The sequence below is a fragment of the Pseudomonas sp. LS44 genome, from assembly GCF_024730785.1.
Lineage (GTDB): Bacteria > Pseudomonadota > Gammaproteobacteria > Pseudomonadales > Pseudomonadaceae > Aquipseudomonas.
Genome location: NZ_CP102830.1, coordinates 705,186 through 719,401, shown reverse-complemented (window position 1 = coordinate 719,401; position 14,216 = coordinate 705,186). Strand labels below are relative to the sequence as shown.

The window sequence follows — 14,216 nt, the reverse complement described above, 5'->3', positions numbered from 1 at the left end:
CATGCTCCGCCATGGCCACCGGCCGGCTGCAACCCGTTTACAATGCGGGTTGCGCCTTGTTTCCGGCCATCTACGCTGTCCCCTAGGTCAACTATCCAGGGAACAGAGGATATGCCGCTAAAAAAGAAGAATACCGCGCTGCTGCTCGTCGGTAGCGCCCTGCTGATCACCACCCCGCCTAGCTTCGCCGCCTGCACCAACCACACCCCCGGCACCGGCCAGACCGTCATCTGCAGCGCCGACCCGAGCGCCGTCACCACGCCCATCAGCGCCGCACCAGGCAGCAGCAACGTCACCGTCACCATCGCCAACGGCGCCAGTCTGACGACCGGCGGCAACACCATTCAGGTGCAGAGTGCCAGCCGAGTCGAAAACTTCGGCGACATCCGCTCGACCGCCGGTCCCGCCGTACGGCTGGATGGCAACCCCGGAAGCACCCTGATCAACAACGGCAACATCAACGCCGGCAGCGGCGTCGCCGTGCAGTCCGGCAGCGGCAACGACCGCTTCGAGATGCTCGGTGGCACGGTGACCGGCGCAGTCAACCAGGGTCTGGGTGACGACACCCTGATCGTCACCGGCGGCACCATCACCGGCGCGGTCAACCAGGGCGACGGCAGCAACGACTTCATCATGCACAACGGGCAGATCGCCTCGCTGGACCAAAGCGACAGCCACGACACCTTCGCCATGACCGGCGGACGCATCGTCGGCGCCTTCGAGAACGGCGATACTGCCCGCATGAGCGGCGGCCGCATCGGCCGGGTAAACATGCGGCTGGACGACAACCTGTTCGACATGTCCGGCGGCCAGATCGACGGCAACCTGGTGACGGGCTTCGGCAATGACACCATCCTCCTCAGCGCCGGCGACATTGGCGGCAACATCAGCATCAGCGACGGAAATGACAGCGTCACCGTGAGTGGCGGCCAGGTCGGCGCCGAGGTGCGCCTGGGCGGCGGCAACGACCGATTCACCTGGATGGATGGCGGACGCCTCGAAGGCGCGGTGCTGCTCGCCGATGGCAACGACCAGGCGGTGCTGCGCAACCTCAACGAAGCACTCCTGGCCCCGACACCGCTGCTCGACGGCGGCCTGGGCAGCGACAACCTGACCTTCGACAACAGCCAGAGCGCCCGGCCAGGGCGCTATCGCCAGTTCGAGAACATCGCCCTCGCCAACGGCTCCAGCCTGACCCTCGACCAGGACCTGCTGCTCGGCGACAGTGCCAGCCTCACCGGCACCCTGACCCTGGACGCCGGCAGCCGCCTGCTGGCCAGCGGCCAGGGCAGTCGCGCGATCGGCGGCTTCGATGGCAGCGCGCCGGTGTCGGTGGTCAACGCCGGCACCTTCGACCTGAGCGACGGCGCCGCCGATGCCAACGACCGCCTGACCATCCACGGCAACTACCAGGGCCAAGGCGCCCGACTGCGGTTGCAAAGCATCCTCGGCAGCGACGACTCGCCCAGCGACCGCCTGATCGTCGACGGCACGGCCAGCGGCGACAGCCAGATCCAGTTGAGCAACCTGAACGGCGCCGGCGCGGCGACCACCGGCAACGGCATCCTGCTGGTGCAGAGCGGCACCAGCACGCCCGGCGCCTTCTCCCTGGCCGGCGGCTCCATCGCTGCCGGCGCTTATGAATACGTGCTGTTCCACGGCGGTGTCACCCCCGGCGCGGAGCACAATTGGTACCTGCGCAACAGCCTGATCGCTCCGCCGGCCGTGCAATCGACAGCCATCACCCCGCCAACGCCGACGCCAAGCCCAGGCACGCCCCCTCTGCCGACCCCGACGCCAGCCCCCGGCACGCCCACTCCGCCGACCCCGGGCGGCTCGAATCCGCCGCCGGCGCTTCCGCTGCCCACCCCGGCGCCCGGCAGCCCCGCACTGCCGGAAGTTCACGCCGGCCAGGCGCCGGCGCCGCTCTATCGCCAAGAAGTCCCGCCGGTCTCGGTGGCCGCGCCGCTGGCCCTGCAACTCGGCTTGGACACCATCGCCACCTTCCACCAGCGCCAGGGCGACCAGGCCTTGCTCGACGAGCGCGGCGGCTGGGCCCGGGCCTACGGCGAACACCGTGAGCAGGACTGGGCCGGCACCGTCGCGCCGTCCTTCGACGGCTCGCTGAGCGGCGTCCAGCTCGGCCAGGACCTGTTCGTCGGCGAAGGAGATGACGGCCAGCGCGACCACGCCGGCCTATTCATCGGCTACAGCCGTGCCGACGGCGATGTCGACGGCACCGTGCTGGCCCAGCGAAATGCCGAGGCCGGCGACATCGAGTTCGACGGCTACAGCCTCGGCCTCTACTGGACGCATGTATGGAGCGGCGAAGCCTATGTCGATGCCGTGCTGACGCACACCTGGCTGAATGGCGAAAGCCGCTCCGAACGCGGCCGACAGGCCGACCTCGACGGCCGCCTGTTCAGCGCCTCGCTGGAAGCCGGCTACCCGATCGCGCTGGGCGCCAACCTCAGCCTGGAACCACAGGCGCAAGTGGTCGGCCAGCGGTTGAGCATGGACAACAGCACTGACGCCATCGCTAGTCTGCGCTTCGAGGATCAGGAACAAGTCTCCGGGCGGCTGGGCGTACGCCTGCAAGGCCAGCTGGTCAACGGCGAGCAGCGCTGGCAGCCCTACCTGCAGGCTGATGTCTGGCACGACTTCGCGCAAACCGCCACGCTACACGTCGCCAGCACACCGATTTCCACCGATTTGCAGGGCAGCAGCCTGAACCTCGGCGCCGGGCTGAACGGCCAGTTGAGCGCCAATTTCGGCGTCTATCTGGGCGTCGAAAACAGCCGCAATCTCGACTCCAATGCCCGCGACGGCTGGGCCGGCAACCTCGGCGCGCGCCTGGCCTGGTAACCACTAGCGGCGCTTGGCCAGCGCCGTCACATGTTCGCCATCTGTCGTTCATCCAACTGTCACCGAACTGCGGCAGATTCCTCATCCACTATCTGGAGGGGGGATTTCCATGCAATTGCTCAAACCGCTGACACTGGCCCTGCTGGCCGCATCCATCGCCGCGTGCAGCACCAGCGCACCGACCAGCCCAACGGCCGCCGCACCCAAGCCGGCTGCCGCGACGCCGAACAACGAGGACTGGTATCAGGTCCGCACCGAAACCCAGCTGTTTGTCTTCGACGACTACAACGTGTTCCGCAGCTTCCTCACCACTGGTAAGGCGCCGTACCTGAAGGAAACCGGACAGAAAGACAAAAACGGCCGCGACATCGTCCTGGCCCTGCGCGCCGAGGATCAGGGCAAAGACCTGAAAACCATCGCCGCGTACCAGTTCCTCACCATCAGCCTGACGCCGGCCGAGAAGTTCTATGGCGAAATGCGCCAGGACGGACGCATCTACGTGTTCAGCCGCTACGGCGACATGATCGACATGAACCGCATCGGCGAGCCAACCTTCAGCTTCAACGACATCGGCGGCGGCCCGCAGGGCGAGCGCGTGGTCTATGTGCTGGGCAAGGAAGAGCCGAAGCCCGAGAAGCAGATCGCCCTGTTCAAGACCAAGTACCAGTAGGTTGGTGCTGAGCGTAGCGATGCCCAACGCTTCAGGTGCTGGCCTTTTTTGTTCTACGCCGGCGTGCCAGCATGACCTCATGTCGTGCCACAGGTGCCCCGCCATGAGCCACGCAGCCCCTTCCGCCCCACTCACCGCCGCACGCCTGCGAGCACTGCATACGGACGGCTACGCATTGCTACCCGGCGTGCTGAACCCTGCACAGATTGCCGCCGCGCGTCTCGCCATCGACCAACTAAAACCCATCCATTGGGACTACCAGGGCCTGGTCGACCACTACAAATGCGTGTTCAACCGCGACCCGCTGTGGCTGGATTATCTTGATCTGCCTGGGCTGATCGAGCTGGCCGAAGCTGCGCTGGGCGCGGATTGCCACGTCATTGGCCAGACTGCTTGGCGCTGCCATCCGGGTTTTGTCGGCGCCGAGTTGCATCAGGACTATCAGGTCATGGCGCTGCCGCCGGCGCTGTTGAGCGACCCGGCTTTCGAGTTGCCGATGCAGATCTGCACCGCGCATCTGTATCTCGACGAGATCGACGAAGCGCTGTGCCCGACCCAGGTGATTGCCGGCAGCCATCGCGCTGGCCGCGGCCCCATCGCTGGTGAGGACCACTGGCAGGGCCGCGCCGCTGAGCCGGTGTTGTGCCGCGCCGGCGATGTGCTGCTGTTTCGCAGTGAGTTGTGGCATGCAGGCAGTCGCAACCGCACGCCTGATCGCAGTCGTTACCTGCTGCAGGTGCACTACGCCCGGCGCATGGTCGCGCAAAAGTTTTCCCCGTACCTGCACTTCCACTTCAACCCGCAAGTGCTGGCCGCTTGCACGCCACGCCAGCGGCGTCTGCTCGGTGAGCATGCCGAAGCGGAGTACGACTGACTGGCGGCGTACTGCTGCGCGAGTACGCCCTACCGGGTGCTCATCAGTTTCGGCCTTGCGTTGGGCCTCTAGAGCATCCCCAGAATTTCGCCGCAATCGCGACCGAAGGCATCGGCCAGTTCCGGCCAAGGGTTGTCCGGTAGGTTGACCAGCACACCAAAGGCGCCGGCGGCACGGGCGCAGTCCAAATCGAAGCGGTAGTCGCCGACCATCACCAACTCGCTCGGCGCCACGTCCCATTGCTCGGCCAGATGCAGCAAGCCACCCGGATCGGGTTTGGGTGGTGCTTCGTCGCGGCCGATTACGTCGGCACTGAGAAAGCACTCGCCCAGGCCAATTGCACCAAGCGTCAGCAGCGCCAGTTCATGTGCGTTGCGGGTGAGTATCCCGAGTTTGCAACCGCGCTCGTGCAGTTCGCGCACCAGCGCCACCGCCCCCGGTGCGGCCTGTGAGCCGATCGCCAATTCGCGTTCGTGCTCGAGCAGCCAGGCATGTTTGGCCGCTGCCTCGGCGTCTGGCAGGGCCGCCAAATGGTGCAGGATGTCGTCTTCCGGCGGAATCGCCAGGGCCCGACGGATCGCCGCGAAGTCGTGCACCGCCACGGTCAGCGTGCCGTCCATGTCGAACACCCAGTGGCGGGCTTGGCGCAGCCTCACTTGGGACGCCGCTCGCGCTGGCGGATCAGCCCTTCCTGCGCCGAAGAAGCCACCAATTGCCCGGCGCGGTTGAAGATGTTGCCGCGATTGAAGCCACGCGCGTTGCCCGACCACGGACTGTCCATGGCATACAGCAGCCATTCATCAGCCCGTAGATGACGGTGGAACCACAGCGAATGGTCGAGGCTGGCGATCTGCATGTTGCTCGCAAAGTTCCCTACGCCATGCGGCAACAACGCGGTGCTCAGCAGGTCGAAGTCCGAGGCGTAGGCCATCAGGTATTTGTGGATCAGCGGGTTGTCCGGCAGCTCGCCGGTGGCGCGGAACCACAGGTACTGAATCGGCTCTCTGGGCTTGGGATCGTAGGGATTGTCCAGGCTGACCGGGCGAATCTCGATCGGTTTGTCGTTGAGTACCAGCTTGTCGCGCATGCGCTCGGAAAACAGGTGGGCGTTCTCGCGGGCGATGTCCTGTTCGCTGCGCAGGTTCTCCGGGCCTGGGACGTCGGGCATCGGCAGCTGATGCTCGAAGCCCGGCTCATCGGCCTGGAACGAGGCGCTGCAGAAGAAGATCGGCTGACCCTTCTGGATCGCGGTGACCCGCCGGGTACTGAAACTGCCGCCATCACGCACACGGTCGACCTGATAGACGACCGGCATCTGTGCATCGCCGGGACGCAGGAAGTAACCATGCATGGAATGCACATGGCGGGCCGGCTCGACCGTCTGGCTGACTGCGGACAACGCCTGGCCGATCACCTGGCCGCCGTACAACTGAGGAAAACCGAGGTCTTGGCTGTTGCCGCGAAACAGATCTTCCTCGATGGCTTCCAGACTCAACAGCGACACCAGCTCATCCAGCACTCGACTCATAGATCATCTCCTTGGCGACCGCTCGCGGGCGGCGGTCTGCGTAATTCTGCGTAGGCCGGCAGGGACGTCAGGCGTTCGTCCCACACGGCGCGGCCCAGGGTGAAATGGTAAAGGCTTTGCCAGCCGCTGTCGGCAATCCCGAGCAACTCATGTACCGCATCGTCGAAGTAGCAGCCAATCCCGGTGCCGGATAATCCCGCCGCTTCGGCTTCCAGATACAGCAATTGGCCGATCTGCCCGCACTCCCAGTAAAGCCGAGGGTACTGCCAGGCGCCCTGCTCCAGCGCCTGATCCAGTCGCGCCAACATGGCCAGGGCGACGCAACCGTCGCCGGCGATGTCCTGCCCGCAGGAGAGGAAACCGGCCAAGCCGCGCGCATCGCCTTCGAGCAGCCGATAGAGCGGCAGATCGCCGTCCAGACGCTGCCAGAGGAGATCCTCGCGCAGCGCTTGCGGCCGATCTTCACTGCGCGCCAACCAGTACAACCCTGGCGCCAGGCCCTGCACGCGATGGACGAAGAGCAGCAAGTCGACCTGCGCCGGTTGGCCGCTCAACGCCAACGGTACCGGTGAGTGCGCCGGCAGTAGACGGCGCAGCCAGGCGAACAGCAGTTCGGCATGAATCCCCGCCTGACCGTCCATGGCCTGCGCGCTACGCCGGCGATGCAGCAGCGGGCGCAGCGGTAGGCCGGGATTGTCGCTGCGCGGCAACGCCGCTGGACTCTCCCACCCCAGCGGTGCCAATGCCGGCGCACGGCACAGCACCTGGACCCGGGCCAGCTCCGGCCAGTCGCGATACTGGCGCGACAGGCGATTGGGCACGCCCTGCAGTTCCAGCGCCGCCAGGCCGTGCAGCAGTGACTCCGAAAACCGTGGCTCGGTGGCTTGCGGCGCACCGATCCAGAGCACCGCGTCGATGCTTTCGGCTTCGTGGAAACCGTCGCGGTCCAGGCCGAACACCGCATCCCAATGCACCTCGGCGACCCCGCGCAACAGGCGCGCCTGCCAGCCCAGCGCGCTGGCGGCGATGGCGATGGCGATGGCGGCCAGCGCGTGGCCGAGGTCGTGCTGGCAATAGCGATAGTCGCGCTCGCCGTACTTCCACGCCTCGCGCCAGGGGATGCTGGTCAAGCCGAGCAGACAGCCGCCGGCCGGCAGCGCCGCCTGCAATTGCGCGCCGAGGGCGACTGGCAGTTCAGCGCGCACTTCCAGGGTATGCACATCGGCGCTGTAGTGGGCGAGCAGGCCCGCGGCTTCCAGCGCGCCCGGCGGCAGCAATAGATAGGCCTCGGTCGGGTGCAGGTTGCCGGACGACGGATTGACCCGCAGCGCCCAGCGAGTGCCGGCGGACTCCTTCCACGCCGATACGCCGAGGCTGTCGTAGAGCAGTTGCGAGAGGTTGGCGCGATTCAGCGCCGCCGGTTGACCAAGCGGCGCGGCGAACACCGCGTCATAGGCTGGCGACTCTTCCAGCGGGCGCTGCCACAGCTCGATCAGCCGCGTCCCGGCGTAGCGGCGAAACGGCGCCGGCTGGGTCGCCCAGTCGAGCTGACCGGGACCGGCGGCGAAACGCTCTGGGCGGTGTTTGCTCAGTGCGTGGTAGGCCCGGACCTGCTCGATTTCATTCATCGCGGGGCCTGCCAGTCGGCGCGATCCAGTCGGTACAGCACGTGGCGGCGCAACGGGTCGCCGGCGGCGAGGCCGGGGTGATCGAAGTCGTCGGCCGCATCGCGGCGCATGCCAAGCGCCTGCATCACCCCCTGCGAGGGCAGATTGCTCAGCGTGGTAAACGACACCACCTGCGCCAGCTCGAGCCGCTCGAAGGCGCACTGCAGCGCCGCCCGGGCGGCCTCGCTGGCGAAGCCCTGGCGCCAATGCGCACGGGCCAGGCGCCAGCCGATCTCCACCGCCGGGGTGAACGGCGCGGCGAAGTTGACGCGGCCGAGGCCGGTGAAACCGATCAGCGCGCCGCTGTCCTTGCGCTGCAACGCCCACGGTCCGAAACCATGCTCGGCGAAATGCGCGTGGATGCGTGCCAGCAGCGCCTCGGTCTCGGCGCGGCTGAGCGGCGCCGGGAAGTAGCGCATCACCTCAGCATCGGCGCACAGCGCAGCCATGGGCTCCAGGTCGGCGGCCTGCCAGCGGCGCAGGTAGAGGCGCGGGGTTTCCAGTTCAATCGGCTCGACCATCTCGGTTCCTTGCGGCGGCTCGGTCATACTGCGCGGACCGTACCGGAGCATTGTATGCCGCTACCGCTGGTCTACCATGACGACTACAGCCCGCCCTTCCCGGCCAACCATCGTTTCCCGATGGAAAAATTCCGCCTGCTGCGCGATCACCTGATCGCCAGCGGCCTGACTACCGATGCCCAACTGCAACGCCCCGATCCCTGCCCGCGCGAGGTGCTCGCCCTCGCCCATTGCCCGGCCTATATCGAGCGTTTCCTGAGCGGCGACCTGACCGCCAGCGAACAACGGCGCCTCGGCCTACCGTGGAGCGAAGCACTGGCGCGGCGCACCGTACGCGCGGTAGGCGGTTCGCTGTTGGGCGCCGAACTGGCGCTACAACACGGCCTGGCCTGTCATCTGGCCGGCGGCACCCATCACGCGCACTACGATCATGCCTCGGGTTTTTGCATCTTCAACGACCTGGCGATTATCGCCCGCTACCTGCTGGCAGCCGGCAAGGTCGGCCGCGTGCTGATCTTCGACTGCGACGTGCACCAGGGCGACGGTACCGCGCGGATCCTCGAACACACCCCGGATGCGATTACCGTGTCGCTGCATTGCGAGAAGAACTTCCCGGCGCGCAAGGCCACCAGCGACTGGGACATCCCGCTGCCGATGGGCATGGGCGACGCCGACTACCTCAAGGTGGTCGACGACAGCCTCAACTACCTGCTGCCGCTCTATCAGCCGGACCTGGTGCTCTACGACGCCGGCGTCGACGTGCATCGCGACGACGCGCTCGGCTATCTCAACCTGACCGACGCCGGCATCGCCGCCCGTGACGAAGCGGTACTGCGCCATTGCCGGGAACGCGAAATCCCGGTGCTCGGAGTGATCGGCGGCGGCTACGACAAGGACCGTCTGGCGCTGGCGCGGCGCCACGGCCTGCTGCACCACAGCGCGCAGCGGGTGTGGCAGCAGCTAACCTGAAGCCGAGTTGCCCCACTTCGCCTCAAGGAATGTCCTCATGCTGCGATTCATCAAGACCACGGTAGCCGGCGGCCTGCTGTTTCTCCTGCCGCTGATGCTGATCGTGGTGCTGCTGGAAAAAGCCGTGCACCTGCTACGCCCGGCAGTCGCCAAACTGCTGCCGATGTTCCCCGACCACCTCGTCGCCGGGGTCACGCTGTTCACCCTGGTGACCCTGTTGGCGCTGCTGGTGGTGTGTTTCGGCGCCGGACTGCTGGCCAAGACCGTGCTCGCCAAACGCCTGCTCGGCACGCTGGAAAACTATGTGCTGGCCAATCTGCCCGGCTACCAACTGGCCAAGGACACCGCCACACGGATGGCTGGTATCGAGGATGCCGAAGGCACTAGCGTCGGGCTGTATGAGGAGGACGGCTGCTATCAGTTCTGTCTGGCCATGGAGCCGCCCAGCAATGGCTGGATGACCATCTACCTGGCCGATGCCGGCCCCTCGGGCGGCACCGCCGGCAGCCTGCTGATGATTCCCGCCGAGCGTTTTCAGCGCACCGAATTGAGCTGGCTGCAGGTCATGAACAGCATGCGCCGCGGCGGGCGCGGTGCGGTGGTGCTGGCGGAGCCGTGGCTGCCAAAAACCTCGTGAACCGCTCAGATTCGTAGGGCGGCTTAGCCCTAGGCGTAACCCGCCGAGCCGACTGGAGGCCGGTGTCCAGGGCGGTATCGCTGGTGGGTTACGCCGCTACGCAGCTAACCCACCCTACAAAAGCTACAAAGCGCTGCGCAGCACTTAACTGATGCATAGCCTTTTGTAAGGCTGGATGAATTCGCCCAGCCAGCACAGCCACCGCCCTCGGGTAGAATGCGCCATCCTCATTACCTGCCAGCCCGACGCCATGACCGAGTCCGCCGCCCCTGCCGCCCCTCGCGCCACCATCATCGGCGGCGGCCCTGCCGGTTTGATGGCCGCCGAAATGCTGGCCCTGGCCGGAATCCCAGTCGACCTCTACGACGCCATGCCTTCGCTTGGCCGCAAGTTCCTGCTGGCCGGGGTCGGCGGGATGAACATCACCCACTCGGAGGCCAAGCCGGCGTTCCTCGATCACTACGGCACGCGCCGCGCCGAGATCGCCGCGCTGCTCGACGATTTCGACGCCGAGGCGCTGCGCAGCTGGATTCACGGCTTGGGTATCGACACCTTCGTCGGCAGCTCCGGGCGGGTATTCCCCACCGACATGAAAGCCGCGCCACTGCTGCGCGCGTGGCTCAAGCGCTTGCGCGAACACGGCGTCAACCTGCACACGCGCAGCCGCTGGCTGGGCTGGAATGCCGACGGCAGCCTGCGTATCGCCACAACCGAGGGAGAAATCGCCGTGTCTGCCGATGCCACCCTGCTCGCCCTGGGCGGCGGCAGCTGGGCGCGGCTCGGCTCGGACGGCGCTTGGGTACCGCTGCTGGAACAGCGCGGGGTCGGCGTGGCGGCGCTGCAGCCGAGCAACTGCGGCTTCGAAGTGGCCGGCTGGAGTGCACTGTTCGCCGAGAAATTCGCCGGCGCGCCAGTCAAGTCCTGCGCCATCGCCTGCGGTAGCGCAGCGCCACGCCTCGGCGAGTTCGTGATCACCGCCCAAGGCGTCGAAGGCAGCCTGATCTATGCGCTATCGGCACCGATCCGCGAGCAGATCGCCGCCAGCGGCAGCGCCACCGTGCAGCTCGACCTGTTGCCGCAGAAAACCGTGCAGCAGATCGAAACCGCACTGCGCAAACCGCGCGGCAGCAAGTCGATCAGCAACCACCTGCGCGGCCAGCTCGGCCTCGACGGGGTGCGCGCCGGCTTGTTGCGCGAACTGAGCAGCGCCGCGACCTATGCCGACCCCGCGCTACTGGCCGCGGCAATCAAGACCCTGCCACTGACGCTGGTGCGAACCCGCCCGCTCGACGAGGCGATCAGCAGCGCCGGCGGCGTCACCTTCGCCGCGCTGGATGAACGCTTGATGCTGCGCCAGCTGCCCGGCGTGTTCTGCGCCGGTGAAATGCTCGACTGGGAAGCGCCCACCGGCGGCTACCTGCTCACCGCCTGCTTCGCCAGCGGCCGCGCGGCAGGCCTGGGCATTCTCGAATGGCTGCGGGCCGAGAGCGCCTAACCTAAGTGGCACGACAGTGCTAGATTTCGCCCGTCCCCAGCACTTCGAGCGCTCGCCATGTCGTTGACCTTTCGCCGTGCCACTCCCGCCGACGCCCCCTTCGCCGTGCCGCTGATCTACAGCTCGGGGCCGGCGGCGTTCGATTTCGTCTTCGCCCACCCGGCTCGCGGTAGCGCGCAGGATTTCCTGCAGGCGGCCTTCGTCAGCGCGGCCGGCGAGTTCAGCCATCGCCAGCACTGGGTCGGTGAGTTGAACGGCCGGGTGGTGGCCACTGGCACGGCGTTCAGCGGCGCGGCCAATCTGAGCAACAGCCTGGCTGCGGCACGGCAGATTTTCGCCTTCTATGGTCTGCGCCACGCCTGGCGCGTGATCGTCCGCGGCTTGCGCATCGAACGTCTGATCCAGCCACCTAGTCGTCAGGTGCTGTATCTCGCTCATCTCGGCGTCGCGCCAGAGCTGATTGGTCAGGGCCTCGGCAGCCAACTGATCGAACATCTGCTCAGCCAGGCCGCGACCCTCAAGCTGCACACCGCGGCGCTGGACGTCACGGCGAGCAATCCGCTGGCGCAGAAACTCTACGAGCGCCTGGGTTTCCGCGTGTGCGAAGAACGCGCTTCGACGCTGCCAGGCATCGCCGCGCATCGCTATATGGAGCGTCCACTGCTCGCCGACTAACATGCCGGCACGCGCCCGCAAGAGGCGCCTTTATGAGCGTCGACGCACCTGGTCACTTCAACAAGCGGAATCGTGTATGCGCAATCTGAACAGCGTCGAACTCAAGACTTTCGTACCCGCCAAGGATTTCCCCCTCAGCCAGCGCTTCTATCAGGACCTGGGCTTCACGCCCGGCTGGGTCGGCGAGCAGATGGCCTATTTCAGCCATGGCGCGCACTGCGCGTTTCTCCTGCAGGACTTTTATGTCCAGGACTGGGCGGAGAACTGCGTGATGCATCTGCTGGTGGAGGACGTGGACGCCTGGTGGGAGCAGGTCCAGGCCGCGCAGCTCGCCGAACGTTACGGCGTGCGCCTGGTGCCGCCGCAGGACCAGCCGTGGGGCATGCGCGATTTCATCGTCTTCGACCCCAGCGGCGTGCTCTGGCGGATTGCGCAGAACATCTGAGCCAGCCGGGAACGATGATGGGTATCGCGGGCGCCACCCATCCGCCCTGCTCTTGTAGGAGCGAATTCATTCGCGATTTGAATGGCGCTTTCGCGAATAAATTCGCTCCTACAAGGCGTGAGTCGCGACTACCGCGTGCCCCTCAGCTGCGTAGGGCGGGTGAAACCCGCGTGGCACCCATATCGGCGGGTTGCACCCGCCCTACCATACTGCGCTCGACCTAGTGCCCCACCCTCCTGCTGGCGAAGGGCTTGGGTAGGAGCGAATTCATTCGCGATAGGGTTCGTGCGCATCGCGAATGAATTCGCTCCTACAGTGCTCCCCTAGAGAGCCGAGTCCTGGCTTCAGGGCTTTTTCTTTTTCGGCCCGGTATTGAAGCTCGGCACTTTGCGCACCGCGTTGACTTGCGGCTTGGCCGGCGCGTCGCTTTCCACCCAGCGGCCGAGGGAGCCTTTGCTACCGGTGGTCTTGGGCTTCTTCGGCTTTTTCGGTTTTTTCAGCACCTGACCGCTGGCGTCGGTGTGCGGCACACGGTGATCGGGTTCGAAATCGGCCTCCTCAATGCGCTGCAAGGTCTGCCGGGTGAGCACTTCGATGGCTACCAGCAATTGCACTTCGTCGGCGCAGACCAGCGACACCGCCTGGCCCTTGGCGCCGGCGCGACCGGTGCGGCCGATGCGATGCACGTAGTCCTCGGCAACGATCGGCAAGTCGAAGTTGACCACCAGCGGTAGGTCGTCGATGTCCAGCCCGCGCGCAGCCACATCGGTGGCGACCAGGATCTGCACCTCGCGATTCTTGAAACGATCCAGCGCGCGCTGGCGGGTCGCCTGCGGCTTGTCGCCGTGGATGCCGTCGGCGCTGATGCCTTCGGCCTGCAACAGTTCGCTGAGCTGATCGACGCCGTTGCGGGTCTTGGCGAAGACCAGCACCTGGCCCCAACGCTGCTCACGCAGCAGATGCAGGAACAGTTCGGCCTTGCGCTTCTTGTCGACCGGAATCACCCACTGCTTGACGGTGCTGGCGGCGACGTTGCGCGGGCTGACTTCGATGGACAGCGGATCGTCGAGCATCTGCCCGGCGAGCAGGCGGATGGCGTCGGAGAAGGTCGCTGAGAACAACAGGGTCTGGCGCTTTTTCGGCAGCGCAGCGTACACCGCACGCAGCTCGTCAGCGAAGCCGAGGTCGAGCATGCGGTCGGCTTCATCGAGGACCAGGGTTTGCAGCTGGTTGAACTTGACCGCGTTCTGGCGGAACAGATCGAGCAAACGCCCCGGCGTGGCGACCAGCAGATCGACACCCTTGCGCAGTTTCATCATCTGCGGATTGATGCTCACCCCGCCGTACACCGCGTAGGTGCGCAGCGGCAGATGCTGGCCGTACTGCTGGAAACTCTCGTGCACCTGCTCGGCCAGTTCGCGGGTCGGCACCAGCACCAGCGCGCGCACCGAATTGCTCGCCACTTGCGGGCCTTCCATCATCAGGCGTTGCAGCAGCGGCAAGGCAAAGCCGGCGGTTTTGCCGGTGCCGGTCTGCGCGGCGGCCATCAGGTCGCGGCCGGCCAGTACCGCCGGAATCGCCTGCGCCTGGATCGGCGAAGGGGTTTGATAACCGAGGGTTTCGATGGCGCGCAGCAGCGGTTCAATCAAGCCGAGAGAGGCGAAAGTCATGTGGATAACCAAAACGTGGCGGGCGAATAAGCCGAGGCGCGAAGTTTAACCCGCCCATCGCCGCTCAGCCCGTTTCTGTTGGCTTGGCTAAGCTTGGGTCGTTGCAATCGAGCTTGGCGATTGGCAAGCGAGGTCCGCCTCCAGCGATTTATCCTCGACGGCCTATCCTCACCAACCAGAGCTGTCCGACATCACTAACA

General features: G+C 66.2%; 13 protein-coding genes. 8 read left to right on the top strand and 5 right to left on the bottom strand.

The genetic code is table 11. The annotated features are described in order from the left end of the window. The first annotated feature begins 111 nt into the window (after positions 1-111). The 3 genes from NVV93_RS03240 (at position 112) to NVV93_RS03230 (ending at position 4,409) form a co-directional block, all read left to right on the top strand. Positions 112-2,865, top strand: coding sequence for an autotransporter outer membrane beta-barrel domain-containing protein (locus NVV93_RS03240; RefSeq protein WP_258253029.1), 2,754 nt, complete (start codon positions 112-114; stop codon positions 2,863-2,865). A gap of 109 nt (positions 2,866-2,974) precedes the next feature. Beyond that, the gene (locus NVV93_RS03235) at positions 2,975-3,535 is read left to right on the top strand and encodes a hypothetical protein (RefSeq protein WP_258253028.1); all 561 of its coding nucleotides are present in this window, start codon (positions 2,975-2,977) and stop codon (positions 3,533-3,535) included. Between the two features lie 103 nt (positions 3,536-3,638). Beyond that, positions 3,639-4,409, top strand: coding sequence for a phytanoyl-CoA dioxygenase family protein (locus NVV93_RS03230; protein WP_258253027.1), 771 nt, complete (start codon positions 3,639-3,641; stop codon positions 4,407-4,409). Positions 4,410-4,477: 68 nt separating this feature from the next. Here NVV93_RS03230 and NVV93_RS03225 read toward each other — a convergent pair whose 3' ends face one another. From NVV93_RS03225 to NVV93_RS03210, 4 genes are read right to left on the bottom strand one after another with little or no spacing between them, the layout of a single operon-like run. Next, positions 4,478-5,065 (bottom strand): HAD family hydrolase, encoded by a 588-nt coding sequence (locus tag NVV93_RS03225; protein WP_258253026.1) that lies wholly within the window; start codon positions 5,063-5,065, stop codon positions 4,478-4,480. Beyond that, positions 5,062-5,937 carry an acyl-CoA thioesterase II gene (gene tesB, locus NVV93_RS03220; protein ID WP_258253025.1) on the bottom strand — a complete coding sequence of 292 codons (876 nt, stop codon included), beginning with the start codon at positions 5,935-5,937 and terminating at the stop codon, positions 5,062-5,064. Before tesB ends, NVV93_RS03225 begins: the two co-directional genes overlap by 4 nt. Beyond that, entirely contained in the window at positions 5,934-7,565 is a 1,632-nt protein-coding gene (locus NVV93_RS03215; protein WP_258253024.1) for a SagB/ThcOx family dehydrogenase, read from the bottom strand. Before NVV93_RS03215 ends, tesB begins: the two co-directional genes overlap by 4 nt. Beyond that, positions 7,562-8,125, bottom strand: coding sequence for a GNAT family N-acetyltransferase (locus NVV93_RS03210; protein WP_258253023.1), 564 nt, complete (start codon positions 8,123-8,125; stop codon positions 7,562-7,564). Before NVV93_RS03210 ends, NVV93_RS03215 begins: the two co-directional genes overlap by 4 nt. A 54-nt stretch (positions 8,126-8,179) precedes the next feature. On the opposite strand from NVV93_RS03210, the gene NVV93_RS03205 reads away from it, so the two are divergent. The 5 genes from NVV93_RS03205 to NVV93_RS03185 all read left to right on the top strand — a co-directional run bounded on the left by NVV93_RS03205 (position 8,180) and on the right by NVV93_RS03185 (position 12,346). After that, positions 8,180-9,094 carry a histone deacetylase gene (locus NVV93_RS03205; protein ID WP_258253022.1) on the top strand — a complete coding sequence of 305 codons (915 nt, stop codon included), beginning with the start codon at positions 8,180-8,182 and terminating at the stop codon, positions 9,092-9,094. A 37-nt stretch (positions 9,095-9,131) separates the two neighbouring features. Continuing rightward, positions 9,132-9,731, top strand: a complete 600-nt coding sequence (locus tag NVV93_RS03200; protein ID WP_258253021.1) for a hypothetical protein — start codon at positions 9,132-9,134, stop codon at positions 9,729-9,731. A gap of 250 nt (positions 9,732-9,981) precedes the next feature. After that, a complete protein-coding gene (locus NVV93_RS03195; RefSeq protein ID WP_258253020.1) occupies positions 9,982-11,226 on the top strand; it encodes a TIGR03862 family flavoprotein in 1,245 nt (414 codons plus the stop codon). A 57-nt stretch (positions 11,227-11,283) separates the two neighbouring features. Continuing rightward, the gene (locus tag NVV93_RS03190; RefSeq protein WP_258253019.1) at positions 11,284-11,901 is read left to right on the top strand and encodes an N-acetyltransferase; all 618 of its coding nucleotides are present in this window, start codon (positions 11,284-11,286) and stop codon (positions 11,899-11,901) included. 76 nt (positions 11,902-11,977) lie between these two features. Beyond that, entirely contained in the window at positions 11,978-12,346 is a 369-nt protein-coding gene (locus NVV93_RS03185; RefSeq protein WP_258253018.1) for a VOC family protein, read from the top strand. Positions 12,347-12,690: 344 nt separating this feature from the next. On the opposite strand, the gene NVV93_RS03180 is transcribed toward NVV93_RS03185, so the two are convergent. Then, positions 12,691-14,016 (bottom strand): DEAD/DEAH box helicase, encoded by a 1,326-nt coding sequence (locus NVV93_RS03180; protein ID WP_258253017.1) that lies wholly within the window; start codon positions 14,014-14,016, stop codon positions 12,691-12,693. Positions 14,017-14,216: the final 200 nt, after the last annotated feature.

Coding starts and splice junctions, on each gene's coding strand:
- NVV93_RS03185 (WP_258253018.1), top strand. CDS start 11,978: ATGCGCAATCTGAACAGCGTCGAACTCAAGACTTTCGTACCCGCCAAG.
- NVV93_RS03215 (WP_258253024.1), bottom strand. CDS start 7,565: ATGAATGAAATCGAGCAGGTCCGGGCCTACCACGCACTGAGCAAACAC.
- NVV93_RS03235 (WP_258253028.1), top strand. CDS start 2,975: ATGCAATTGCTCAAACCGCTGACACTGGCCCTGCTGGCCGCATCCATC.
- NVV93_RS03210 (WP_258253023.1), bottom strand. CDS start 8,125: ATGGTCGAGCCGATTGAACTGGAAACCCCGCGCCTCTACCTGCGCCGC.
- NVV93_RS03180 (WP_258253017.1), bottom strand. CDS start 14,016: ATGACTTTCGCCTCTCTCGGCTTGATTGAACCGCTGCTGCGCGCCATC.
- NVV93_RS03190 (WP_258253019.1), top strand. CDS start 11,284: ATGTCGTTGACCTTTCGCCGTGCCACTCCCGCCGACGCCCCCTTCGCC.
- NVV93_RS03195 (WP_258253020.1), top strand. CDS start 9,982: ATGACCGAGTCCGCCGCCCCTGCCGCCCCTCGCGCCACCATCATCGGC.
- NVV93_RS03230 (WP_258253027.1), top strand. CDS start 3,639: ATGAGCCACGCAGCCCCTTCCGCCCCACTCACCGCCGCACGCCTGCGA.
- NVV93_RS03205 (WP_258253022.1), top strand. CDS start 8,180: ATGCCGCTACCGCTGGTCTACCATGACGACTACAGCCCGCCCTTCCCG.
- NVV93_RS03240 (WP_258253029.1), top strand. CDS start 112: ATGCCGCTAAAAAAGAAGAATACCGCGCTGCTGCTCGTCGGTAGCGCC.
- NVV93_RS03200 (WP_258253021.1), top strand. CDS start 9,132: ATGCTGCGATTCATCAAGACCACGGTAGCCGGCGGCCTGCTGTTTCTC.
- tesB (WP_258253025.1), bottom strand. CDS start 5,937: ATGAGTCGAGTGCTGGATGAGCTGGTGTCGCTGTTGAGTCTGGAAGCC.